20 protein-coding genes and 1 pseudogene are annotated in these 23,193 nt (G+C 36.1%); 14 read left to right on the top strand and 7 right to left on the bottom strand.

Features of this window, described 5'->3' with window-relative positions; all coding sequences use genetic code 11:
- Window positions 1-122: 122 nt before the first annotated feature.
- Both EHR_RS03110 and EHR_RS03105 read right to left on the bottom strand, forming a co-directional pair.
- The gene (locus EHR_RS03110; protein ID WP_371126270.1) at window positions 123-1,739 is read right to left on the bottom strand and encodes a hypothetical protein; all 1,617 of its coding nucleotides are present in this window, start codon (window positions 1,737-1,739) and stop codon (window positions 123-125) included.
- Between the two features lie 295 nt (window positions 1,740-2,034).
- Entirely contained in the window at window positions 2,035-2,565 is a 531-nt protein-coding gene (locus EHR_RS03105; protein WP_010736926.1) for a phenolic acid decarboxylase, read from the bottom strand.
- A 103-nt stretch (window positions 2,566-2,668) separates the two neighbouring features.
- Between EHR_RS03105 and EHR_RS03100 the strand changes: the two genes are divergently transcribed.
- On the top strand, window positions 2,669-3,220 hold the full coding sequence (locus tag EHR_RS03100; protein WP_010736927.1) for a PadR family transcriptional regulator: 552 nt from the start codon (window positions 2,669-2,671) through the stop codon (window positions 3,218-3,220).
- A 178-nt stretch (window positions 3,221-3,398) separates the two neighbouring features.
- Here the strand turns inward: EHR_RS03100 and EHR_RS03095 are convergent, their stop codons facing one another.
- A complete protein-coding gene (locus EHR_RS03095; RefSeq protein ID WP_010720251.1) occupies window positions 3,399-3,878 on the bottom strand; it encodes a MerR family transcriptional regulator in 480 nt (159 codons plus the stop codon).
- Between the two features lie 137 nt (window positions 3,879-4,015).
- Here EHR_RS03095 and EHR_RS03090 point away from each other — a divergent pair, with 137 nt between their 5' ends.
- From EHR_RS03090 to EHR_RS03080, 3 genes are all read left to right on the top strand, one after another.
- Window positions 4,016-5,488 (top strand): MDR family MFS transporter, encoded by a 1,473-nt coding sequence (locus tag EHR_RS03090; protein ID WP_010736928.1) that lies wholly within the window; start codon window positions 4,016-4,018, stop codon window positions 5,486-5,488.
- Window positions 5,485-6,198, top strand: a complete 714-nt coding sequence (locus EHR_RS03085) for a DUF4811 domain-containing protein (RefSeq protein ID WP_010736929.1) — start codon at window positions 5,485-5,487, stop codon at window positions 6,196-6,198. The genes EHR_RS03090 and EHR_RS03085 overlap by 4 nt, the downstream gene beginning before the upstream one ends.
- A gap of 119 nt (window positions 6,199-6,317) precedes the next feature.
- On the top strand, window positions 6,318-6,605 hold the full coding sequence (locus EHR_RS03080) for a DUF1905 domain-containing protein (RefSeq protein WP_010736930.1): 288 nt from the start codon (window positions 6,318-6,320) through the stop codon (window positions 6,603-6,605).
- Between the two features lie 66 nt (window positions 6,606-6,671).
- Here the strand turns inward: EHR_RS03080 and EHR_RS03075 are convergent, their stop codons facing one another.
- From EHR_RS03075 to EHR_RS03065, 3 genes are all read right to left on the bottom strand, one after another.
- Complete coding sequence (locus tag EHR_RS03075; RefSeq protein ID WP_010736931.1) at window positions 6,672-7,733, bottom strand: hypothetical protein; 1,062 nt, start codon at window positions 7,731-7,733, stop codon at window positions 6,672-6,674.
- Window positions 7,734-7,744: 11 nt separating this feature from the next.
- The gene (locus EHR_RS03070; RefSeq protein WP_014834318.1) at window positions 7,745-8,260 is read right to left on the bottom strand and encodes an RNA polymerase sigma factor; all 516 of its coding nucleotides are present in this window, start codon (window positions 8,258-8,260) and stop codon (window positions 7,745-7,747) included.
- Window positions 8,261-8,791: 531 nt separating this feature from the next.
- Complete coding sequence (locus EHR_RS03065) at window positions 8,792-11,128, bottom strand: ABC transporter ATP-binding protein/permease (protein ID WP_010736932.1); 2,337 nt, start codon at window positions 11,126-11,128, stop codon at window positions 8,792-8,794.
- A gap of 141 nt (window positions 11,129-11,269) precedes the next feature.
- Between EHR_RS03065 and EHR_RS03060 the strand changes: the two genes are divergently transcribed.
- The 10 genes and pseudogenes from EHR_RS03060 (at window position 11,270) to EHR_RS03015 (ending at window position 20,499) form a co-directional block, all read left to right on the top strand.
- The gene (locus tag EHR_RS03060) at window positions 11,270-11,944 is read left to right on the top strand and encodes a response regulator transcription factor (RefSeq protein WP_010736933.1); all 675 of its coding nucleotides are present in this window, start codon (window positions 11,270-11,272) and stop codon (window positions 11,942-11,944) included.
- Complete coding sequence (locus tag EHR_RS03055; protein WP_010736934.1) at window positions 11,941-12,966, top strand: HAMP domain-containing sensor histidine kinase; 1,026 nt, start codon at window positions 11,941-11,943, stop codon at window positions 12,964-12,966. The genes EHR_RS03060 and EHR_RS03055 overlap by 4 nt, the downstream gene beginning before the upstream one ends.
- Window positions 12,967-13,303: 337 nt before the next feature.
- Window positions 13,304-13,621 (top strand): PadR family transcriptional regulator, encoded by a 318-nt coding sequence (locus EHR_RS03050; RefSeq protein WP_010736935.1) that lies wholly within the window; start codon window positions 13,304-13,306, stop codon window positions 13,619-13,621.
- Entirely contained in the window at window positions 13,614-14,228 is a 615-nt protein-coding gene (locus EHR_RS03045) for a DUF1700 domain-containing protein (protein ID WP_010736936.1), read from the top strand. Before EHR_RS03050 ends, EHR_RS03045 begins: the two co-directional genes overlap by 8 nt.
- Window positions 14,229-14,245: 17 nt before the next feature.
- Window positions 14,246-15,079: a DUF4097 family beta strand repeat-containing protein gene (locus EHR_RS03040; protein ID WP_010736937.1), complete on the top strand. Its 834-nt coding sequence runs from the start codon at window positions 14,246-14,248 to the stop codon at window positions 15,077-15,079.
- Between the two features lie 381 nt (window positions 15,080-15,460).
- Window positions 15,461-15,955 (top strand): DUF5348 domain-containing protein, encoded by a 495-nt coding sequence (locus EHR_RS03035; RefSeq protein WP_010720238.1) that lies wholly within the window; start codon window positions 15,461-15,463, stop codon window positions 15,953-15,955.
- Between the two features lie 26 nt (window positions 15,956-15,981).
- On the top strand, window positions 15,982-16,851 hold the full coding sequence (locus tag EHR_RS03030) for an SPFH domain-containing protein (protein WP_010736938.1): 870 nt from the start codon (window positions 15,982-15,984) through the stop codon (window positions 16,849-16,851).
- A gap of 680 nt (window positions 16,852-17,531) precedes the next feature.
- Window positions 17,532-17,917, top strand: a pseudogene (locus tag EHR_RS03025) (YxeA family protein).
- A 6-nt stretch (window positions 17,918-17,923) separates the two neighbouring features.
- Entirely contained in the window at window positions 17,924-18,676 is a 753-nt protein-coding gene (locus EHR_RS03020; protein ID WP_010720235.1) for an ABC transporter ATP-binding protein, read from the top strand.
- A 14-nt stretch (window positions 18,677-18,690) separates the two neighbouring features.
- Window positions 18,691-20,499, top strand: coding sequence for an FtsX-like permease family protein (locus EHR_RS03015; RefSeq protein WP_010736940.1), 1,809 nt, complete (start codon window positions 18,691-18,693; stop codon window positions 20,497-20,499).
- A 376-nt stretch (window positions 20,500-20,875) separates the two neighbouring features.
- On the opposite strand, the gene EHR_RS03010 is transcribed toward EHR_RS03015, so the two are convergent.
- On the bottom strand, window positions 20,876-22,981 hold the full coding sequence (locus tag EHR_RS03010) for a glucosaminidase domain-containing protein (protein ID WP_010736941.1): 2,106 nt from the start codon (window positions 22,979-22,981) through the stop codon (window positions 20,876-20,878).
- Window positions 22,982-23,193: the final 212 nt, after the last annotated feature.

Raw genomic sequence — 23,193 nt, 5'->3', positions numbered from 1 at the left:
ACACGATTCGTTTATTAGGACTACTATATTTGACGATTTGTTTGCTATTTTATAAAAAGGTATAAAAAAGAGACAGCTTCCGTGTTGAGAATTTATCTTTTTGATCCACAGAAGCAAGTCCCTTATTTTTTAGTTATCCTCCCAACCTGGTAACGATTTTTGACAAAGAGTCCGATCAAAACGAACCAACCAATCAGGAAGAATGCCATCACAAAGTAAAAGAAAATTGGTAAATCATAATAGAGAGTGATCTCATTGATTCCATTGTGCTGTTTGACGATAGGAGTACCGATATCTGTTAATTGATAATCTGTCAATTTTTTGCCGTGTTGCAGTAACACTGTGCGGTCATAGACAATGACTGGTAAATGGACAGTTTCTTCCCCAGTGTTTTTCCATTTGATCGTTAAACGTCCTCCAGGATGAGATTTAATGAACGTGGTTTCTCCTTCCAAGATTTCTTCATTATAGCGATCATATTTATTTGCTTTAGTTTCATGATAGATTGGTAGATAATCGGGTGTTGTCTTTTGAAAAACGAATAAACTAGTAGACATATCATGGTCATAAAATGTTTTTCTTGCCTCTGCTGGTGTATCAAAGAGATACGTGTGACGGCTGACAAATGTTTCGTCTTGCCATTTATCCAGATGCTGATAGAGGTTTTGGATCGTTTGTGCAGAAGCGACAAAGAGAAATAGGACACTCAACGCACGATACCAATTTTTCTTTTCCCATTGATTTAGCGCAAGTGCTAAAAAGAGTAGAAAGAGCAAGGTAAATGGGACAAAGAAACGAAAAGGAAACTGGATCAAGCTTACGAAAGGTACCTCTTTTTCCACTAGTGTTGTCCAAGGGATCAAACTGGTTGAAAGTAGGAAGAATCCAAGACTTGTGCGTAAAAGTAACTTTGTAAAAATGTCGTAGTGACGGCGGAAAAGAAGATACAGTATTAGTCCGATCAATAAAAAAATTGGGAAAATCTTGGGATACGCTAGCCAATAGCTGCCATCCAGATTGATTGCTTTTTGGCTCATCTCTCGGTTGACAAAAGGTGGCAAAATCTTATTTCCACCATAGACGATAGCTAATCCTGCCCAAATATTTGCTGTTAGTACAAAATAAAAGAGGACAGATTTGATCAGTTGCCCGATTGCTTTGCCTTTTTCTGTCTGAGTAAAGAAATAATAAAGATAAAAAGGGATATACATCAGTACCAACATAACGGTGGACAGTAAGTGGATCTGAGTCATCAGTGCAATTGAAAAGGTAACTTTCAAGACAGGAAATTTTTTATGAACAACAAAGTCCACTAATGGAATCATGCATAAGGGATAAAAACAGGTGCCCCAACTGGTAAAGCCCTGATTGATTGCCCAATATTGAATGGAATAAGTCGTCATAAATAATACCGAGATTGGTATGCTGACCCATTTTTTCACCTGAACATAATTCAATAGTGTCAACATCGACCAACCAGAAATCACAAAGAGAATAAAGTTTGATAAGATTTGATAGTGGAACCAACTGCCTGAAACTAAAACGATCAAGCCTTGAAAATAAGCAAACAACGGACCATAGATCGCATTGACGATACGCCCGCTTTGCTGAAATCCATACATGGAAGGGAAATAATGGAAATCCCAATTAGCGAATTGTTCAGCGGCATCGTAAAAACGGTTATAATGAAATGGTGCATCTGCTCCAATGATAAGGTCATGTGTTAGGATATTTGGCATAACAAATAAGAATGCAAATAGTAAAATTGTCAAATACGGAACATATTTTTTCAATTGTCATACTCCTTTTTTGATAGTGTAACTTATTTAATCATAAAGCTTACCTAAAAGAGTGGCAAGAAATTCGAAAAAATATGAAAAAAATTATCATTATTACAGGAAATTTTCAAAATACATCCTTTGTTGCTCGCTTTATTTAGATCAATAGTTAATTAAAAAAACAGCCATAGTATGAGATGCTATGGTTGTTTTTCCCTATTCGTATAAGACTAATAGTCAAATCTACGAATGATTCTTATTTTATCCGTTTATAGTTTTTATCAAAATAACGACCTTCTCGGATATCACTAGGCATTCCTTCATAAGGAGCTTCACTAATGACATCTTCATTATTGAGACCAGCGTCGCCCATATAAGTAATGTTAGCGAACTCTGGTACTAACAATTTTGGATAAGTTTCATATTTTTCACGTGCTGCTTCCATCTCAGCTATATGTTCATTTTGGAAAGTAACTGTGATCTCAGGATGTTCTTCAACCCATTTAGGAAAGAAAATCGTTCCATGTAATTTTTTTTCATTGGGCGTGAAATCCAAGGCCACGTCAGTACCAGTTGGTTCAGTCCAAGTAATTTTGAAGACGCCATCTGTTAACTTAACGATATCTGCTTCTTGATCTTTGACCCAACGGCCTTTGACCATTCCGCCGTGAATTCGATAGTCGACAGTATGGTCATTTTTAGCATACCATTCATATTCCCAACCATTATCGTACGTATAAATAAAGTGTGTACCAATAAAATCTTCTAGATCTTTAAATTCTTTCATGAAACAACAGCTCCTTTTAAATTAAAACATGTAATAAAGTACATGTTTTTGATTACGTGATTATGATAGAATGAATAAAAGGATTTGTCAAGGAGGAGAGAGCATGGCGAGAAAAAATACGCTACGCTATATTTTGTTAGGATTGTTGAGTAAAAGAAAGATGACAGGCTATGAATTAAACCAATCGTTCAAAAATGAAATCGGTGAGTTTTGGCAAGCGAAGCATAGTCAAATTTATCCTGAATTAGCAAGAATGGAAGAACGAGGGATCATCAAACATGAAGTTGAAATTACAGGGATGAAATTGGAGAAGAAAGTCTATCAATTAACGGATGAAGGAAAGGCATTGTTAAACGAATGGATTCGGACGCCAACGAATGAATTACCAGTCAATCGAGATGAGTTTGTGTTGAAATTATATTTTGTGAAAGATGTGAATGATCCGATGTTGAGAGAGATCATTGAGCAGCAAAGGGATCTTCATGAAGAAAAGCGAGCGCATCTATTGGCACGTCAAGAGAGGATATTTCCAACAAGAAAAGAACAAGAAGAAAATTATGGACACTATTTGATTTTATCCCATGCGATCAATCGAGAAACAGAATATGCGAATTGGTTGACGGGCGTATTAGAAGAGCAAAAAAGACAGAAATAATAAATGGAATAGAGAATATAAGATAAACTTAATTGAATAACTTCATTTAATGATAGTAGTGAATTGAAAAAGATAGAAAAGAAGCAAAAAATGTAGTCGATTATCGTCAATTTCTTAAACTGTTTTGGTAAAACACATGAGAAATTGGGAGAATTGACTACATTTTATTTTCCATTGCTTAAAGATTTTTCAATAATTGTTCGAAATCAATTTTTTCGCTTACGGGGACAATTTTATACGTGAGTTCATCTGTTGCTTCATCGTGGATGATATAAAGTTTTGAGTCTTCAGTTGTCTCTTTGAAATCACCGATCAATAAAACAGTATATCTTTCATCAATCAATTCGATTTCTTTGATTGCTTTGGAAAAAACTTTGCGGACATGCTTCATTTTTTTTAGACGTTCTTCGGCTTTTTCAGCTGATTTGTTCAACGTATAGCCTTCATCTAAATATTTTTTGATAATCTCAACCTTGATAACAGTAGGTAATTGATATTTTCGAGGACAATTCACACCAGTAGAAACGGAACGAATGAATTCTTTTTGTTCCCAATATCGTAACTGACGTGGAGACACACCGACAATTTCACTTAGTTCACTGATTCCTACCAGTAAATGATCATTTTCTAATAAACGTTTCAGGGATGCTCCTACCATTTTTGTCCCTCCTTTTGTTGTCTAACTTTCCTTAATTATACTTGGGATAACTTATGTGTCAAGTAGGTTGACAAATGAACGAAATAGGACTAAAGTATTCAAGTGGTTTCAGAAAGAATTCAGAAAGAAGGAGAAATATGAATAAAAATCAACCCGTAGATATTTACGGCAAACCATATAATCGGACACTATTAGTTGTCGTTTTATTGATTGGTACCTTTTGTACGGTATTAAATCAAACCTTATTAACTACAGCTTTTCCTACGCTGATGAAAGATTTTGATATCTCTGCATCAAGTGTTCAATGGCTAACAACAGGGTTCTTATTGGTTAACGGAATCATGATTCCGATTACTGCTTGGCTGATCAATAAATTTAGTTCAAGAAGTTTATATTTATCAGCAATGTCAGTCTTTTTAATCGGAACAATTACCTGTTTTGTTGCCCCTAACTTTAGTACTTTATTGATTGGACGTTTGATCCAAGCCTGTGGTGTGGGTGTTTCAATGCCTTTATTACAAAATATTATGTTATCGATTTTCCCACCAGAAAAAAGAGGATCTGCCATGGGGATGTCAGGAATCGTTATTGGATTGGCTCCAGCTTTAGGACCAACATTATCAGGTTATATTATTGATAACTATCATTGGCGTGATCTATTTGGTATGGTCTTACCAATTGTCGTCTTAGTTTTGGTCTTAGCCTTTTTCTTGATGCGAAGCGTTATTCCGTTATCAAATCCAAGTATCGATATTCTATCTGCTATCCTTTCAACAATTGGATTTGGTAGTTTGCTTTATGGCTTTTCAAGTGTCGGTGACGCTGGATGGGGCAGTGCGAAAGTGATCGGCTTCTTGATCGTAGGGGTAATATTTATTGCCTTATTTGCATGGCGCCAACTTCGTTTGGAAAATCCATTCTTGGAACTGCGTGTATTTAAATCATCAACCTTTACGATTGCAGCAGTTTTAGCTGGTGTAACGAATATGGCGATGGTCGGTGCTGAAATGGTTGTTCCTCTATATATCCAAAATATCCGTGGTGAATCAGCTTTTCATTCTGGCTTGATGTTACTACCCGGTGCCTTGATTATGGGGGCGATGATGCCGATCACAGGTGCGATCTTTGATAAACACGGTGCAAAACGTTTAGCGATTGTCGGGATGTTCGTGCTAACCGCTGCAACAGCACCATTTGCTTTCTTAACAAAAACAACGCCTGTTTTATATATTGTTGTTCTTTATGCGATTCGGATGTTTGGGATCTCTATGGTTATGATGCCAGTAACAACATCTGGTATGAATGCTTTACCAAACAAACTGATCAGTCATGGGACTGCAGTAAACAATACCTTCCGACAAATTGCTAGTTCGATTGGGACAGCTATTTTGATCAGTGTATTGACCAATGTAACAAAAGATAATCTACCTGCAAAATCAGTCTTAGAAAGCACGCCTTTAACTTATAAAGACCAAGCGATCAATGCGACATTATCTGGTTACCACGCAGCATTCTTTGTGGCGATCGTCTTTGGTGTGATTGGTTTTGTGATTGCCTTCTTATTGAAGAGAAAAGAACCTGTTCTAGCGAAAGCGGGGGATAAAGCATGATTATTTTCGTATTGATCATTAGTTTAGTGGCTTTTGCCCTAATGAATATCTTTGCAAAAAAAGCTTGGCAAACAATTGTATCATTACTTTTTGGGTTAGTCTTTGTGGCATCCTTAGGGTTGATCGTGGCTAATTTATCCAACCATTTTGGCATGGAAAAAGTAACTGAAACGAAAACCACTAACATCGTATCAAGTGCTGATTCAGATAGTGCAAATATGCTTTTATATCAAGCGTTAGGTGACGGGACTGAAAAAGTCTACCTTTACCGTACGAGTGAAGACCAAAAGAAACCAAAAGCTACCGGTACTGATAATGAAACCAATAAAGTAGAACGTACGACTGGTCAAGCGCAAAAAGTAGCAAAAACAACTTATTGGGTCTATAAAAATGATATGTATAAATTCTGGTTCAATCTAGCGGACAATAACCACGAGTATGCAAGTCGTGTGAACACCTTTAAAATTCCAGCTGATTGGATCGAATTAAGTACGGATCAAGCAAAAACATTAGCGCAACGAGTAAAAGAACAACAAAGTACGATGGAAAGCGACGCAAAGGCTTTTGTACAAGAAGGTCTGATGAAAGCTATGACTGAAAATCCAGCCATGACGCCAGAAGAACAAGCAACCTTGTCAAAAGAATTAGCAACGCAATTCCAACAACAAGCATTAACGAAATTAGTTGAAGAAGTCAAAGCCAATAAATAGTCAGCTAATCAAGTAAGTGCAAGAATCAGTTAATTTCAAAAAGGGCTCCTCCCTACAGTTGAACGATCAGCTGTGGAGGGTCCTTTTTTTGTTATACTGAACAAAAAAGGGGTGGGGAAATGCAAAAAAAATATTCTTTCCAGTCAAAAATTTATGCTTCTGAAATAGGCAAGGGTGGCGCATATATCATTTTTCCTTATGATCTCAGAGAAGAGTTTGGTGTAGGTCGAGTCAAAGTTCAAGCGACATTTGATGAAGTAGCATATGAGGGAAGTATTGTGAATATGGGGGTGAAAAACGAAGATGGAACAATTTGCTACATCTTAGGGATACGTAAAGATATTCGTAAAAAAATTGAGAAAGACATCGGTGATATCGTTTCTGTAGAAGTGATTCCAAAAAATTAAAGCAGAAGATAGTTGTCTTCTGCTCATTTTTTATTAACTACCATGATGGATTTGCCACAATCCGATCTATTTTTCTAACTCAATTTCTCCGATTCCTTTCAATTCGAGATAAATCGAGGCTTGTTGATCATATCCAGAATAGTCAAAAGTCATATCCCAATAGTTATTTGACCCTTCAGTAACAGAAGTAAATTTAGAATATGGGTAATAGGTTGTCGTCTTTTCAGTTACTATTTTTAATTGAATATTGTTGTCGGCATTACTTTTTGGTTTTGGCAACTTTTTCAAAAAGTCTTGTTCATCTTTAAAACGAATGACAAAATTAGTAGGATATGCCATTGCTCGCTCAATCGGTAAAAGGTGATTATTTTTTGGAGTAAAATTTATTTCGTCAAAATAGTTGATCTTACTTGTATCAATAGGTAGTTCCCATTCGCCTTTAAAAATAGAATATGTTTTTGGGTCACTTGTTCTGTAGGCTGTGATGCCATTGATTTGTATGGTTGTCTCTTCAAGAGAGGGAACCGAGCCCGTTTTTGTAGGATGTAGATTGTAAATAAATTCCAATGTGTTTGTTTCTCGATCAATGGTCTGTTCCTCATTGATCGAACGGAATAGCGACAAGTCTTCTTTTTCTTCTGCTAGACCTGAACGAAAATCAATCAAATACTGATCTTGCCCATTTTTGATCCCAAAATTTAATCCATATTTCTCCCATTTTTTGTTTAAAAGCTCCGAGTTTTTTGGAAGATGAACAGTAAAATGTAACCCTAGTTCATTTTTATCTACATAGAGTTCTGTTAACTGTATATCTGCTTTTTTATCATAAGCTGTAAGTTGTTGGCTGGAAATAAACCCTTCATGATTCAATGTTTCAGAAGTAAATTTCCCAAACCGTAAAAAATTAGCAGTTGCAGTGCCTAAGGGTGAGTAAGCATACAAACAGATACTTATGAGAAATACGGCAACAGCTATCAAATAACCCCGTTTTTTTATGTAGTTTTTAAGTGGAACCTGTTTCTCCTTTCGTATAGAGTCATAGGTGGCTTCTAATTTGGTTCGTACTTCTGAGGGTAAGCGTTCCTCTTTTTTGAGTTCTTCCATAAATTTCTTTTCAGAAATAGTCATTTTTTCTCCTCCTAGCTCTCCTCTATTTTTAGTAGTTTTTTCCCTCGAGCAAGGTGTGTCTTCACTGTATTGACTGGTTCAGATAATATCGTGCTGATTTCTTTGATGGAAAACCCATTATAGTAATAGAGCACCAACGGAATTCGATATTTCAAATCTAATTTTTGTAGCATGTGTTTTAATTCCATTGAACGTATCGTTGTATTTTTTTCTTCCTCGTATTCTACATAAAAAGTTTCTTTCTTTGATTTTTTGAGAATTTTTTTGCAATTATTAATGAGAATTTTGCATAACCAGGTGTTAAAATATTCTGGTTTTTGCACGCTTTGGATATTTTTGTAGGCCGTCAATGCTGTTTCTTGTAAACAATCTGCAATATCTTCTGAATTGTTCAAAAACTTACGCGCTGTATTATAGAGAACAGCTTCATAACTTTTAAACAATTGGACAAATGCCTCTTTATCTCCCTCCTTTGCTTTTTTTACTAAAAATAAATCACTGGGCACACGATTTTCCTCCCACTTCATAAAGATTTTTTCTCTTACATCTATTAGAGTCAAATAAATAGGAAAAAGTTTCAAATACATAAAAATAATTTTGGCTATTTAAGCGTTTTCTAAAAGATGCATATTCTATCATTTAACTGTAAAAAACATAGGTACAGAAATAGGGAATAACTACAGCTCTAAAGTTGCAATTGGAGAAGCAATATGTGCTGGGGGGTCTACACGCAAGAGTGGTACATCTACTATTCTTACAATCCAGTCAACAGTGCATGCTATGTTGTTTCTAACACATAATATTACTGACTAAAAAATAAAGAAGAAACTGAGCTAAAACTTGTCTCAGTTTCTTCTAGTATCTCTAAAAAAGAATAAATAGTGTTCAAAGTCTGACCTTCGGCAATAAGCCGAAATTGTCCAAAAATTTGAGAAGAACCAAGTAGACGACAATCAACAGGGAAAACAAGTATTTGTGTTTCTTGTCAATTGCCGGAAATTCCTTCTTATTTCTTGCTGCTAAGGACTTCTCAATCTCTTTCAAACAATATCAATCGTTTATTCTGCACGCAGAGCAATCGCTGCATCTTTTTTAGCAGCCATTCTTGCTGGGATGTGCCCACCTAACATCGTTAAGATCGTAGAGACGATCACGAGGATCAGTGCATGGAGTGGGTTCAATTGAGCCACATTTTTTAGATCAGTCATTTGATAGAGTAAATGATTGATTGGGAACGTTGCTAACCAAGCAATCAAAACACCTAATAAGCCCGAAGAAATTCCTAAGATACAAGTTTCTGCATCAAAGACACGAGTGATATCTTTTTTACGAGCCCCTAATGCTTTTAACACCCCGATTTCTTTGGTACGTTCGATGACTGAAGTATACGTGATAATACTGATCATGATCATACTTGTCACTAGTGAGATACCAGCAAAAGCAACCAATACATAAGTGATGGCATCCATCAAACCACCAGTCAATTCAGTCATTGTTCCTGCTAAGTCAGAGTAAATGATTTTATCTTCTTCTGCTTTTCCTTTGTTGTAAGCATCTAAGTAATCAAGGATTTTTTCTTTGTCACCAAAGTTATTTGGATAGATCATGATGCTAGTTGGAATGCTGTCACCGCCTAAATAGCTGATCAGTGATTGTTTAGCTGTTTCATCCACTTTTTCGTTGGACATCACATTCGTATCACTATCTTTTTGCGCTTTTACAATCTCAGAATCTTTATTTTCGTTAACGATTTGTGTCGTTAATTGATCACTATATGCGATTCCAGGGGAAAGAAGATTCATTGTTGAAGAAGATTTTACTCGTAAAATCCCTGCAATCTTTACTTCACTCGTTGAATTAGCATACATCGTATCGTAATCAGTATTTGGAATAAAGTTGCCAGTAGGTAATTTCGTGTAGTAATCATTGTTGTTGATCACTTTGAAAGTTGTCCCAACAATGCGATCAAAGTCTAATTTTTGACCGTCTTTTACATCAAAGCCCAGGTTTTTCAAGGCATTGATATTTGTATTGTTGTTACCATCTACGATCAAGACCACGTCATTCGCAGAAGCAGGATAACTGCCTGAAAGCAGTGAATAGTTCGCTTTTAAAAAGTTTTCTTTTTGATTGTCTAACTGTGTTGGAAAACTGGAAACACCGACACCCGTCATAGCAGACATCGTGCTTGATAATGATAATGATTCGTTTTCAGGGTTTTGGTTAGAGAAACTTACTGGTTGCACTTTACCATCAACTTGGCGAAGCATATTGATACCAGTAGCACGAGTAAAGCCAATATTATTACTTAAATTAGGATCGATATCTTTGACATAATCTACATAAGATTGGTCGATTTTATTGGTGTGCTGTGCTTTATCTTCATCACTGATTTTAGCAGTTACCTGTTTTGTATTTGGATAATCCGCTTTACTCGTACCCAATGAAGCAGAATCTGTTGAACGATTGGTTGTCACTTTGGAGATAGTGATCGGGAATTTTGCCATCGTTTCAGACTGTGTTTTATCAATTTGTTTTTGGAAGCCTGAAGATAATGCCAAGACGATCGCAATCCCGATGATCCCAATACTTGAAGCAAAGGACGTCAAAAATGTTCGCCCCTTTTTCGTGCGGATATTATTAAATGAAAGTTTCAAGGCTGTCCAGAAACTCATTTTTGTCCGACGTAAATTGAATTGATCATCTTTTGGTCGTTCGATATGAGGATGTGAATCTGCCAAGATTTTACCATCTGAAAATTCAATGATTCGATCTGCATATTGATGAGCAAGATCAGGGTTATGGGTAACCATGATTACTAGCTTCTCATTAGATAGTTCTTGGATCAATTCCATGATTTGGATACTTGTTTCGGTATCTAGTGCTCCAGTTGGTTCATCGCATAAGAGGATATCTGGATCGTTGGCTAAAGCACGGGCAATTGCGACCCGTTGCATTTGTCCGCCAGATAATTGGTTTGGTTTTTTGTGCATATGGTCCGTTAAACCGACACGGCGTAAGGCTTCCTCAGCCTTTTGGCGTTTTTCTTCTTTGGCCACACCGCTAAGTGTCATCCCTAATTCAACATTTTCGATGATTCCTAAATGTCCAATCAAGTTATAACTTTGAAAAATAAAACCAATCGAATTGTTTCGGTAAGCATCCCAATCACTATCTTTAAAGTCTTTTGTGGACTTTCCGTTGATCACCATATCTCCGGAATCATAGTTGTCTAAGCCACCGATGACATTCAACATCGTTGTTTTTCCTGAACCACTTGGACCAAGAATGGCAACAAATTCTTTTTTTCTAAAGGCAACAGATACGCCATCTAATGCTTTAGTCGTTGTTTCGCCAACTTTATAATATTTCTTTATATCTTTAAGTTGTAGCATATTCGTCCTTCTTTCTTATTAGAATATTCGGTATACTTAAAAGTATATCAGAACAATAAACGCAGTATAATCAATGAATGTTAACTCAATATGAACAATCAGAAAGAAACAAGAAATTTTTCAAAAAATCGAGGGAATAAAATGAACCGTATATTAGTAGTAGAAGATGATGAAAATTTACAATTGCTTTATCGTTCAGTATTAGAACATGCTGGGTTTTCGGTAGTCACAGCTAGTAGTGGAACAGAAGCACTAGCACGATTGGAAAATTTTCATGTAGAATTGATTATTACCGATATCATGATGCCTGAGATGGATGGTTATGAATTGTTGGAAAGTTTACGAGATGGGAAAATAGAGCTTCCTGTGCTGATGATCACGGCTAAAGCCGATTTTGAAGATAAAAAACGCGGTTTCCAGTTAGGAACGGATGATTACATGACGAAACCCGTAGATGTCAATGAAATGGTTTTACGTGTGGAAGCGTTATTAAAGCGAGCAAAAATCAATCATAGTAATCAATTGAACATTGGAAATACTACCTTAGATCAGGAAACGTATGAAGTGAGACAAAATGAAAAGGTTAGTGTGCTGCCTCAGAAAGAATTTCTTTTGCTTTACAAACTGTTAGCTTACCCGAATAAGATTTTTACGAGACAACAATTGATGGACGATATTTGGGGGTTGGATACAAATACAGAAGAACGAACGATCGATGTACATATCAAACGATTAAGGACACGTTTTGAAGCAAGTGAAGATTTTCAGCTCATCACCGTTAGAGGACTCGGGTATAAAGCGGAGGTCAAAAGATGAAAAAGAAATTATACTCTCAACTGTGGATCTACTTTGCTAGCATTGTGTTTGTTTCAATATTAGTGACTCTACTGTGCTTCTTAGGCTTTATTTTTTTGCTTTCTCATCAAAACGTTACGCCATCTGAAAGACCAACACTCTATCCGTTATTCGTTTTTGCTTTTTTTAGCATGATCGTCGGCACGGTAATCTCTGGCTTTGTCGGTCATAGGATCTTGAAGCCAATCAGTGAACTACGTAAAAATATGAGTAAAGTAGCTACAGGTGATTTTTCTATTCGAATGGAGGAACCTCCCAAAGTCGCAGAAGTCCAACAGTTATATAAAGATTTCAACGTGATGGTCCAAGAACTCAATAGCATCGAAACGCTAAGAAATGATTTTGTTTCGAGTGTTTCACATGAGTTTAAAACACCACTAGCGACGATCCAAGGCTATGTCCAATTGTTACAAGCACCAGATATTCCAGAAGAAGAGAAGCAAGTGTTTTTGCAACGATTGATTGAAAATATTACTCAGCTCTCACAGTTGACTGAAAATATCTTGAAACTAAATAAGTTAGAAAACCAAAGTGTCAAAATCGAAAAGCATAAATTTCGTTTAGATGAACAAATACGAGAAGTCATCGTGTTTTTGCAACCTAAATGGGAAGGGTTGAAGTTGCATATCGATTTGGATACGGTCTTTTATGAGGGAAACGAAGAATTTTTATACCAGGTGTGGTTGAATATCATGGATAATGCGATCAAGTATAATCAACCTGATGGCAAGATCGAAATTCGTTTGACTCAAAATGCTACAGATATTTTATTGGAAGTAACGGATTCAGGTGTAGGGATGAACGAAGAAACTCAAAATCGCATTTTTGAAAAATTTTATCAAGGAGACACAAGCCGTCAGATGGCTGGCAATGGCTTGGGATTGTCTTTGGTAAAAAAAATCCTTGAATTGCATGAGGGTACGATACGCTATAACAGCATTCCTGAGGTAGGAACCACAGCTGTGATCAGCTTGAAAAAATAAAAAGCTAAACTTTAATGATGAAGTAGTTGTTCTGTTCAATTGTTTTATTATGAACTAAAACCAGATCAATTACGTTATAAAAGAAACATACTAAGATGAGTGGGTAAGGTATTCTGTCGAATATCTTGCCCACTCATCTTAGTATGTTTTTGTCTTTCTCAAATGGCTCAACTCTAATAATCTGAAGCAACAATTGATTTCGGGTCGTTATTTATAGATTTTAGATCTGAGTATTATGCTGTTTTATTTAAAATAATCAACATTTATATTTTAAAACAATATTATATGTAGTATAATATGTTGTGAAAGAAGATATTGTATAAAAGAAGGTGAAGGAATGCACATCCAAGTTCCAACGATATTACTTGATGGCACGGTATTAGCTGCATTGAGTAAAGAAGATATGTATGGCTATGCGTTGACTAAAATCGTACAGGAAAGCCTGTCGGTAAGTGAGTCAACGATGTATCCCGTCTTAAGAAGGTTAAAAAAAGAAGGATTTTTAGATACTTATGATGAACCCTTTGAAGGAAGAAATCGTCGATATTATCAATTAACACCAGCGGGGTATAATCGGTTAGAAGATATTATTGATGAGTGGATCGTCTTTCGAGATTCCTTAAATCGATTATTGGAGGATAATAAACATGAATGAATATTTAGATGAGGTAATAGAGGAAATCCAAGAGATTCCTGAAGATGACCGATTCGATTTGATTCAATATTATGAAGAATATTTTTTAGATTCTGGCAAAACAATTGATCAAATCATTGAAGAATATGGTACGCCTAAACAGTTTGCGCTTAAATTGAAAATCAATTATTTCTCTGAACAAGATGATTCAGCAACAGATGAAGTCAACCCAAGAAGTTCTAAACGACAAATTCGATTGATTTGGATGATCATGATTGGCTTATGTGCCTCCCCTCTGTTGATTCCTTTGGCGATTGGTTTTGTTGCAGTGATCGTGGGGTTATTATGTCTATTAGTCGCTTTGCTGGTAGGTGGTTATGTCGGTTGTATTACTGTTTTAGGGCTTGGATTATTTTCAGTTGTTGCGGGTATTGGTGTGTTGGGGCAGTCGATAGAAAGTGGATTATTTTACGTTGGATTAGGGCTATTCGCTACCGGAACTGTCGTCTTCTGTGCGCCGCTCCTTCTGAAAATGACAAAATGGATATTTAAAATGATGATGAATTTTGTGAAGTGGGTTGGACGTCGTTTTGTAACGAGACGTGCGATTCATTCGTCGAAGTTATAAGAAAAAGAGGTGTGAAGATGAAATTAAAATATTTTTTAATGGCTGGTCTAGGCTTGATGGTTAGTGGTGGCTTACTTGCCGGGACAACCTATGCGTTTGGGACGCACCGAAGCCTTGCTTGGGAAAATGGCCCTCAATTGGTCGAAATGAACCATGACTCACAAGTGATATCGACAAAAGAAAAAATCAACAAAATAGTGGTCAATGCACAATACCAACAAGTTGAGATCAAACGTGGCAAAAATTTTGAAGTTAACTCTACGTATGAAAAAGCAAGTAAACCTCAAGTCACTACTAAAGGAGATACTTTGACGATTAACGGAAATGGTCGTGAACAAAACGTCTTGTTTCATGTAATGAATAACACATCCAAAATCACTCTGACAGTTCCTAGCGAACTTCCTTTAGATCAACTTGTGTTAGAAGGAGAGCAAGGACAACTTTTATTAAATGACGTAGTGAGTGAGAATGTTTCCGTTACAAATAATGGTGGATACATTACATTTAATAAAGTTGATGGAAAAAAAGTCAAAGTAAATTCTGTGCAAAGTTATGTAAATATTGATAATTCAGATATTTCAAACATCGAATTGAATGCCAAGTATGGGAATCTATTCTTAAATGGATTCAAAAATACCCAAGGAACAGTTATGTTAGAAAATTGCTATGTAGACTTTCTTGATAATGGAGAGATTGGATTAGATATTGATCTATTAGGGATGTCAACTGTCACAAAAAATAATGAAGAATTACCAATCAAAACAGTGATCAAAGGAGAAAACAATATAAAAATCACTGGTTATGATAGCAGTGTGGTGATAGCTGACGAAAACCATCAATATGATGTTTAAAAAGGATAAAGTCTGTCATTAAGAGTAAGTAAAGAGAAATAAATCGAAGAGGTTCAAAGATAGGTGCAACTATTTTTGGAACTTTTCGATTTTTTGATTAAGCGATTTTTTTCAAAAGATTTTGAATGACGGTCGTTGATTATGGATGATGATCCACGTAAAAGTTTTTTTCGAATAACAGTTTATTCACATTTAGATAACGATTTTACATCTTTTATCTCGGATAGGTTAGCTAATATAACAGACATGACTGTTAGGATGCTAAGACATCGGGCAGTATCATGGGGAATAACGATTTTTTTCATCGCTTAACTTACAAATCTGTAGTAAAATAAGAGAAAATAGAGAAAACACAGCTGAGATAATAAGGTGGAAAAATAGATGAGAATAGATGAAGCGAAACGAGAAGAGCTACAGTTAGAAATAACAAAATTACATAATTATCTCACGGAACTTAATCATAAATATTATGATACAAAAAAAGAACGTGTGATGATCGATTACCCGAATAACTCAGAAGGTCGGCAATTAGAACAAGTTTACAATGAAGTATTCCATCATTTATTGAAAGTAAAGAGGGAATTAGACTATTACTCTTTGCCGATTTTAGATACAGGGATCTTAAAGTACGACGAAGAAAAAGAGCGTTTTGTGTTCAAATCAGTTCGAGAGAATTTGATTCTTTCTGCAGGAATTGATTTAGAGATTTTAGTGGAAGATTATTTTACTGAAGAAAAACATTGGGTACGCACAAGGTTAGAATATCTACCCCAAACTTCCGGAGGACCACAAGTGAGTGGTTGGTATATCACAGAAGATAAGGAATTAGAATTAGAGGGAGTGATGGCACGGATTAGAAAGAAACCAATCATGTAGGAATGGTCTAAGAAAGGAAATAAGTGATGAGTGAAAAGAAAGCGGTTTATGTAAATGGGTATATTGGATTGATCGGTTTGGTGTTATTAGTTGGTATCGGCGGCTTCTTATTCTATTTTGGCATGACAAGTGGAGCGATCTTCCAGACGGTCATGGGTTTCGTTTGTTGGTTGATTGCTATTGCACTACTAAGCTCCGCAACGGTTGTTAGTCCCAACCAAGCAAAAGTTATTTTGTTTTTTGGACAGTACATTGGGACGATACGAGAAAGTGGGTTTTTCTTAACGATTCCGTTTGCACAAAAAATCAACTTATCTTTAAAAGTACGAAATTTTAACAGTTCGGTTTTAAAGGTGAACGATCTAGACGGCAATCCCATCGAAATATCTGCCGTCGTAGTCTTTAAAGTTGTTGACACGGCTAAGGCGTTGTTCGATGTGGCGTATTACCAAGATTTTGTTGAGATTCAAAGTGAGACAGCGATTCGTCATATTGCCAGCCAATACCCTTATGATACTTTCAATGAAGAAGATTTGACTTTGCGAGGCAATACGACTGCCATCTCTGATGAATTAGCCAACGAGCTACAAGAGCGGTTATCTGTTGCTGGGGTCGAGGTGATTGAAACGAGATTGAATCATCTAGCTTATGCGACTGAGATTGCTAGTGCAATGTTACAAAGACAACAAGCAAAAGCTATTTTATCTGCTCGGCAAACGATCGTTGAAGGAGCAGTTACGATGACACAAATGGCATTGGAACAAATTGAAACAGGACAAGAAATCAATTTCACAGATGATCGGAAAGTCCAATTGATCAATAACCTACTTGTTTCGATTATTACAGATAAAGGAACACAACCAGTCATTAATACAGGGACAGTGAAAGAAAAATAGCCATTATTGAGTAAATATCGTATGATTGTAACGAATTTTTCAACTGTATTTTTTCTATAATAGAACAGTAGAGTAGTCAGAGACTGAGCCAAAACTCAGTCTTTTTTAGTATTTCTAAAAACGAATAAACGGTGTTCAAGAAGCAACTCCTCAACAATAAGCGATGATTTTCTAAAATATGAGGAGCTATTTTAAAAAATCCTCTCTTATTCGCTCGGAGTTGAACGCTTCTTTCACAGCCTCTTGCTTTAAACGGTGTTCAAACATCAGCTCCTTGAAATAAGCCTGAATTTTTCAAAACATGAGAAGCTGTTTCAAAAAATTCTTTCTTATTGTCATCAGAGCTACCCGATGTTTTCACGACCTCTGATTCACGGCGTTCAAAGAGCTGACCTCTTGTTCACGGTAAGATCAAAGCGGCATCTTCAAAAAATTTGAGAAGCAGTTTTCGGAAATTCCTTCTTATTTCTTGATGCTAAACACTTTTATCTCAACTTCTTTTTATAAAATTCATCAAACTATTATCTAAATAAAAAACGATTCGATTCAAGCTTGCGGATCACTCTTTTGCTTTGTGATAGATAAATGACAATATTGAAAGATATTTGACAGCTAAATCAAAGGTAAAATACGGTCTTTTTTTTATAATTGCCCTATCATATGTGAAAGAAGGAGAGGAAATGAAGAAACTACTGGTCGGGATTGGCATTTCCATTGCAGCGTTGGTATTAGGTTCGGTAGTTTTTATCTTTGGGGGCCTAAAAATTGCGGATCGAATGATCATGGGTGGCGATAGCTACTATGTCAAAATTACGACAGATGGAGAAAAAGAGGAAATAAAAGATAATCGTAATGAAATAACCATCCAATATAAATATACTCTTCCCGGATATGATGAAAAGGGAAGTGAAAAAATATTAACATTTAATGGACAAAAACCGCGTCCTTTAAGAAAAGGAGCCTATTTAGAGATTACATGGAATGAAAAAAAGGTGTCACTTCTTATGAAGAAGTTAAACAAAACGATATACCTAAGTTAGCACAAGAAAAACTAAGTAAAGGATAGATGAAAATGGAAAAAATTGTTGAGGTTCAAAATGTAACAAAAATCTACGGTAAGAATAATGAGAAGAAGACACAAGCCTTAAGTGGGATTAGCTTTACAGTAGAAAAAGGAGAATTTATCGGAATCATGGGGGCTTCTGGATCTGGTAAATCAACGTTGTTAAATATTTTATCTACATTAGACAAACCCACAGACGGAAATATCCGAATCAATCAAAACGATGTAACAAAGTTAAAAGGAAACCAATTAGCAGACTTTCGTGCGAAAGAGATTGGCTTTATTTTCCAAGATTTTAATTTACTAGAAAACTTAACTGCACAAGAAAACATTGCAGTACCACTTTCCTTACAAGGCGTTAAACCTAAAGAAATCAAGCGACGGGTCAAAGCAGTAGCAGAACGTTTATCGATTTCTCATATCATGGGAAGTTATCCTTCTGAGATTTCAGGTGGTCAAAAACAACGGGTAGCAGCAGCTCGTGCCTTGGTTACACAACCAACGATCTTATTAGGTGATGAACCGACTGGAGCTTTAGATTCTAAGAGTGCGCGTGATTTGCTAGATACGATGAAAGAATTGAATCAAAAAGATGATGTTTCAATTCTATTAGTAACACATGATCCGTTTTCTGCTAGCTACTGTGAACGAATCTTATTTATCAAAGATGGCGGTATCCACGAAGAAGTCAAACGTGGCGAACAAAGCCGTGATGAGTTTTATCGTCATATTTTAACGATCTTAGGAAATCTAGAACAGTAAGGGGAGGAAAAAACATGCTTTGGAAATTATCGCTTACTGGGATTAAAGGGCGTTTAAGAGATTATATTGTTTTATTTTCAGGTTTGGTTATGACTTCAGCTATTTTTTATATGTTCGAGTCAATCGCAAGCAATGAAGCGTTTTTAGAAAGTAATTCTACCGTTGGATCAACTGTTTTAATTTTTCATTTTGGCTCGGTATTATTAGCAATCATTACTTTTGTATACATCCTTTATGCTAATTCATTTTTAATGGCGATGCGTCAGAAAGATTATGCAATGTTTATGATGTTAGGGGCTAAGGGCAGAAAAATTGCACAAATGATTTTTACCGAAACATTTGTTGTGGGTGCAACGGCGACCGTCGTTGGCTCTGCGATTGGTGTAGGGCTAACAAGTATTGTGGAACGAATACTCGTTGAACAATTAAACATTTCAATTACACATTTTACACCATTTAGTGTAAAGGGTATTCTGATCACTCTTTTCTTTTTTGCTGTTTTGTTTTTATTAGCAGCAATCACCAATGCTTTTTCAATTGTGAAAAAGCCAATTCTTACATTGATTCGTGCGGAAGCTACACCAACACGAATGAAACAAAATAAATTTTTATTTTTACTTGAAGTTGTATTAGGGGTTGTTTTATTAGGCGTTGGTTATTACGTTCTATCAGAAATTGCACGTATTGGATTGTCTGGTTTAGGGATTTCTCTCGTAACGATTTGTCTGGGAACCTATTTCATTTTCCATTCAGTGATTATTTTCTTCTTGTCTTTACTGAAAAAATCAGAAGGTATCTCATTGAAAAAGTTGAACAACTTTACCTTATCACAATTAAGCTTTAGGATTCGGGACTATACGCAAATGCTTTCAATGGTAGCGATCTTATTTGCTTTAGCTTTAGGAGCGTTAACGGTTGGTTTAGGATTCAGAAATCAAATCTCCGCATTGACCAATTCATCAAACGCTTATGATTTAGTTCTAAACAATGCACAAAAGATTGACCAAGGAAAAGTCAGAGAACTAAATCCAACGTCAAATAACATCTATGCCCAAAAAGAAGATGAACAATACGTTTATTACAATTATGATGAATGGGAAAAAGAGCCGCTTAGATATATTGCATATAGTGGGAACACTTTTGCGGATAACAAAGTAAAGACAGCAACTGCTGAAGAAATCGCAAATTCAAGTGATTTGCAAGAGACATTAAGACAAAACGAATTACCTACGCAACAAGCGAAGGGAATAAAATTAGTTCGTGCAAGTGAATTCGATCAATTAGCGTTGCCAGAAACAACGTTACAATTAATTACAGTCAAAGATTTTGAAGCAAGTTTATCAGGTATCGAAACATTAGTAAAAGAAAATAATCAAGTCAATCCAGAGTTGAAAGATTACCAAGCCATGAGTGGACAAAAATATGAAATGTATCAACAAGTGAATGGTATTTTCTCAGGGATGGAATTTATGGGCTTCTTCCTAGGAATTGCGTTCTTAGCGATGTTAGCAAGTTGCTTGATGTTTAAGATTCTTTCAGGTAGTAAGAGTGACATTGGTCGATATACGATGTTAGAAAAAATCGGTACGACTCGTGGCTTATTAAGACAATCGATTCGACGAGAAATTGGTGTTTTATTCTTAGCGCCTGGTATTTTAGGAGCGATCCATGTCTTATTTGGTTTAAGACTATTTGAATTTTTAATGAATGATCCATATCGTGATGTGTTGATACCATTCGGAATTTTCTTTGTCATGTACTTTATTTACTATGTATTGACTGTTTGGTTATATACAAGTATTGTTTTGAAAAGAGAGAAATAAAAATACTCTAAATAGGTGAAATTGGTTGGTTTCATCGATAGCACTTGTTAAAGAGACGAAAAAGAAGCATTGGTTCATCTGAGGTATTGAACTAGGCAATATCAGCTTCTGGAGGAATAAATTGTTCCATATGGATTACTGAAGTGGTTTGATGGACGATCCAATAGTTAAACAAAAGGCACACTCCTTTGATTTTTGTTCGTTACTTGAATCTTACAAGGTTGTGTGCTTTTTGTGTACGCTAAAACAAGAAACATCTGAGACATCACACGTTCACTCTAAACATGAATAAGCCGGAGAAGAGACTGAGACAAAACTTGTCTCAACCTCTTCTCCGACTTGTTTTCAGAGCTAGACACTTCTGTCATAGCTTTTTTTAAGTTAATCTACTCCACGATGGATGGATGATCGCTAAGTTTTTCAATAAAGGAATGGTATCGGCTTTGACTTTAATGACAGTCGTTTTTGGAATTTCTCTGGCAGATAGTTGCAAGTACAATTCCCAGTAATTTGGTGTTTTCATTGTAGAAAGATATTCTGGTTTTTTCGTAATTGTTTTTAAAGACCAAGTGTCTACGTCAACTAGCGACATCTCATTTTTATCCCAAGACACAGGTACTACCAAAGGTTTTGAAACGTTTTTAACTTTGGTTTCTTTATTATCTTCTTTTTTCGGTTCATCGTATTTAGTTAAATCATACGATTCAATGATCGCATTCAATTTTTTGGCGTATTGTTTATCTGTAGCATAGCGGCCTTCCAGATACTTCGTTGCCTCTTTATAACTTTTGGCTTCAGATTTCCAAGTTGGTTTGTAGAAATCTTTGTTATTGGACAACCCGCCTTTGATCAATTTCGCATAGTCTTCTAAGCTTTCTTTATAAGAAGGGTATTTACGGAAGGTTGCATGGATTTGGTAATTTGCACCGTTGCTGTCTTGTTCCAAAGTATTGAACAAAACACTTTTTCCTTCATAAGTTCCTTTTATGCCAAACAGATTATAGTTTGGTTCACTTGCCAACAAACTATTGCCAGAACCACTTTCTAAAATCGCTTGAGCCATCATAACAGAAGCGTAAATGCCTTCTTTTTGACCAATTTCTTGCGCGCTTGTAGCAATTTTTTTCAAAAACTGATCCGTTGTTTGATTTTTTGTAAAGTTGAATGAATCATTTAAACCATCTAAAATCGACTGGTTTTTCAGTTGATCAGTCACGCTTGGTAGACCTGCGATATTGACACGTACTGCAAAATCTGGTCTGAAATCAGCAATTGAAGTAATCCGAACTTTGTCACCTGGTTGAGGGGCATGAATAAATTGTCCATTACCAATATAAATCCCAACGTGGTGAGTGACACCTGAGGAAGGTCCCCAGAATACTAAGTCACCTGGTTGTGCTTGATCTATTGGAATCTGTGTTCCAGCGTATTGTTGTTCACCTGTCCATCCACCGATATAATGACCAGTAGCTTTCATGTAAACATAATAAGCTAAACCCGAACAGTCAAATGTACTTGGTCCTTTTGCTCCCCAAACGTAGGGTCTGCCTAAATATTTATAGGCTTCTTTCACGATTTCTTTTTGAACTGCTGTCGTGTTTGTTGGTAAAGTTGTTTCAATCGGTGTTTTGCTGACAAAATCGGAGGACCCGTCTACAGGATTTTCAATTCCTGCCTGTTGACCTTTATTTTTGTCATTTATTTGGTGATTGGAAGAATTATTGGTATTCGCTGAAACAACTGAATCGTTACTGGTTGACGTTGACGGTTTCGATTGTTCTTTTGAACTATCAGTTGGTTTATTTTTATCTGTGCTAGGTTTCGTTGTATCATTAGGTTTTGTCGTTTGAGAAGAATCTTGAGTATTTCCAGCTGAATTAGTCGTATCCTGAGTAGAAGAGTCTTCAGATGGAACAGTTGGTGTGTTGAATGAAGCAGTCAATGATAGATCCATTACACCAACGACAAAGAATCTTTTTTGATAATTCACTTCTTGGGCACCATTTACTTGGAAAGAAAGTAATTTTTCACCTTTAGGAGGGGTGATTTCATAGAACACTTTCGTTCCTTCTTTCAACCCACTGACCGTGCCATTAGGTTGGATGGTCAACTCTTTTTCTTCTCGAGGGGCGCTACTGATAACAGACAGCTTAATTTTCCCCAGTAATTCGGGATTAACTGTCAGTGTATGTGTCGCAACTTCTTCCGCAGGTTTCTCAGTTGATTCACCTGTTTCAGTCGTTGATGAATCAGTGGTTGATGATTCACCCGTTGAGCCAGTTGTGGCTGATGAATCTGTGGTGGACGATTCAGTTGTGTCTGTACTTGATGCTGTTGAAGTTACAGAATCACTTCCCGAAACAAGTGAGCTACTTGTAGTTGTTGGTTGGTTTTCTGTTGCAAAAACAGCTTGAGTCGATAAAATCGTTGGAGCAATCAGCCAAGATGCAGCAAGTAGGCGTATTGCTTTATTTTTGTTCATATGCGGTACTCCTTTTCTTTTTGCTTGTGACGAGTCTCTATGCTCATGCAACTGTTGTTAATACATAACAAAGATCTGATTTTTTTGATTAATAAGCTACGATTCTTTTTTCTAATAAGTCGCTTCGCTTTAATATTTTAATTATTCTGCATGCCATTAATTTGTTGGGGGAGAACAAATTTGGGGGAAATGGTCATACTACTTAAATTGTA

The organism is Enterococcus hirae ATCC 9790 (genome assembly GCF_000271405.2).
GTDB classification, from domain to species: Bacteria; Bacillota; Bacilli; order Lactobacillales; family Enterococcaceae; genus Enterococcus_B; species Enterococcus_B hirae.
The sequence above is the reverse complement of the archived record's forward strand: the minus strand, read 5'-3'. Positions and strand labels throughout refer to the sequence as shown.

Coding starts and splice junctions, on each gene's coding strand:
- EHR_RS03090 (WP_010736928.1), top strand. CDS start 4,016: ATGAATAAAAATCAACCCGTAGATATTTACGGCAAACCATATAATCGG.
- EHR_RS03030 (WP_010736938.1), top strand. CDS start 15,982: ATGAGTGAAAAGAAAGCGGTTTATGTAAATGGGTATATTGGATTGATC.
- EHR_RS03055 (WP_010736934.1), top strand. CDS start 11,941: ATGAAAAAGAAATTATACTCTCAACTGTGGATCTACTTTGCTAGCATT.
- EHR_RS03085 (WP_010736929.1), top strand. CDS start 5,485: ATGATTATTTTCGTATTGATCATTAGTTTAGTGGCTTTTGCCCTAATG.
- EHR_RS03050 (WP_010736935.1), top strand. CDS start 13,304: ATGCACATCCAAGTTCCAACGATATTACTTGATGGCACGGTATTAGCT.
- EHR_RS03095 (WP_010720251.1), bottom strand. CDS start 3,878: ATGGTAGGAGCATCCCTGAAACGTTTATTAGAAAATGATCATTTACTG.
- EHR_RS03105 (WP_010736926.1), bottom strand. CDS start 2,565: ATGAAAGAATTTAAAGATCTAGAAGATTTTATTGGTACACACTTTATT.
- EHR_RS03045 (WP_010736936.1), top strand. CDS start 13,614: ATGAATGAATATTTAGATGAGGTAATAGAGGAAATCCAAGAGATTCCT.
- EHR_RS03100 (WP_010736927.1), top strand. CDS start 2,669: ATGGCGAGAAAAAATACGCTACGCTATATTTTGTTAGGATTGTTGAGT.
- EHR_RS03080 (WP_010736930.1), top strand. CDS start 6,318: ATGCAAAAAAAATATTCTTTCCAGTCAAAAATTTATGCTTCTGAAATA.
- EHR_RS03075 (WP_010736931.1), bottom strand. CDS start 7,733: ATGACTATTTCTGAAAAGAAATTTATGGAAGAACTCAAAAAAGAGGAA.
- EHR_RS03065 (WP_010736932.1), bottom strand. CDS start 11,128: ATGCTACAACTTAAAGATATAAAGAAATATTATAAAGTTGGCGAAACA.
- EHR_RS03015 (WP_010736940.1), top strand. CDS start 18,691: ATGCTTTGGAAATTATCGCTTACTGGGATTAAAGGGCGTTTAAGAGAT.
- EHR_RS03010 (WP_010736941.1), bottom strand. CDS start 22,981: ATGAACAAAAATAAAGCAATACGCCTACTTGCTGCATCTTGGCTGATT.
- EHR_RS03110 (WP_371126270.1), bottom strand. CDS start 1,739: ATGCCAAATATCCTAACACATGACCTTATCATTGGAGCAGATGCACCA.
- EHR_RS03040 (WP_010736937.1), top strand. CDS start 14,246: ATGAAATTAAAATATTTTTTAATGGCTGGTCTAGGCTTGATGGTTAGT.
- EHR_RS03060 (WP_010736933.1), top strand. CDS start 11,270: ATGAACCGTATATTAGTAGTAGAAGATGATGAAAATTTACAATTGCTT.
- EHR_RS03035 (WP_010720238.1), top strand. CDS start 15,461: ATGAGAATAGATGAAGCGAAACGAGAAGAGCTACAGTTAGAAATAACA.
- EHR_RS03070 (WP_014834318.1), bottom strand. CDS start 8,260: ATGAAGTGGGAGGAAAATCGTGTGCCCAGTGATTTATTTTTAGTAAAA.
- EHR_RS03020 (WP_010720235.1), top strand. CDS start 17,924: ATGGAAAAAATTGTTGAGGTTCAAAATGTAACAAAAATCTACGGTAAG.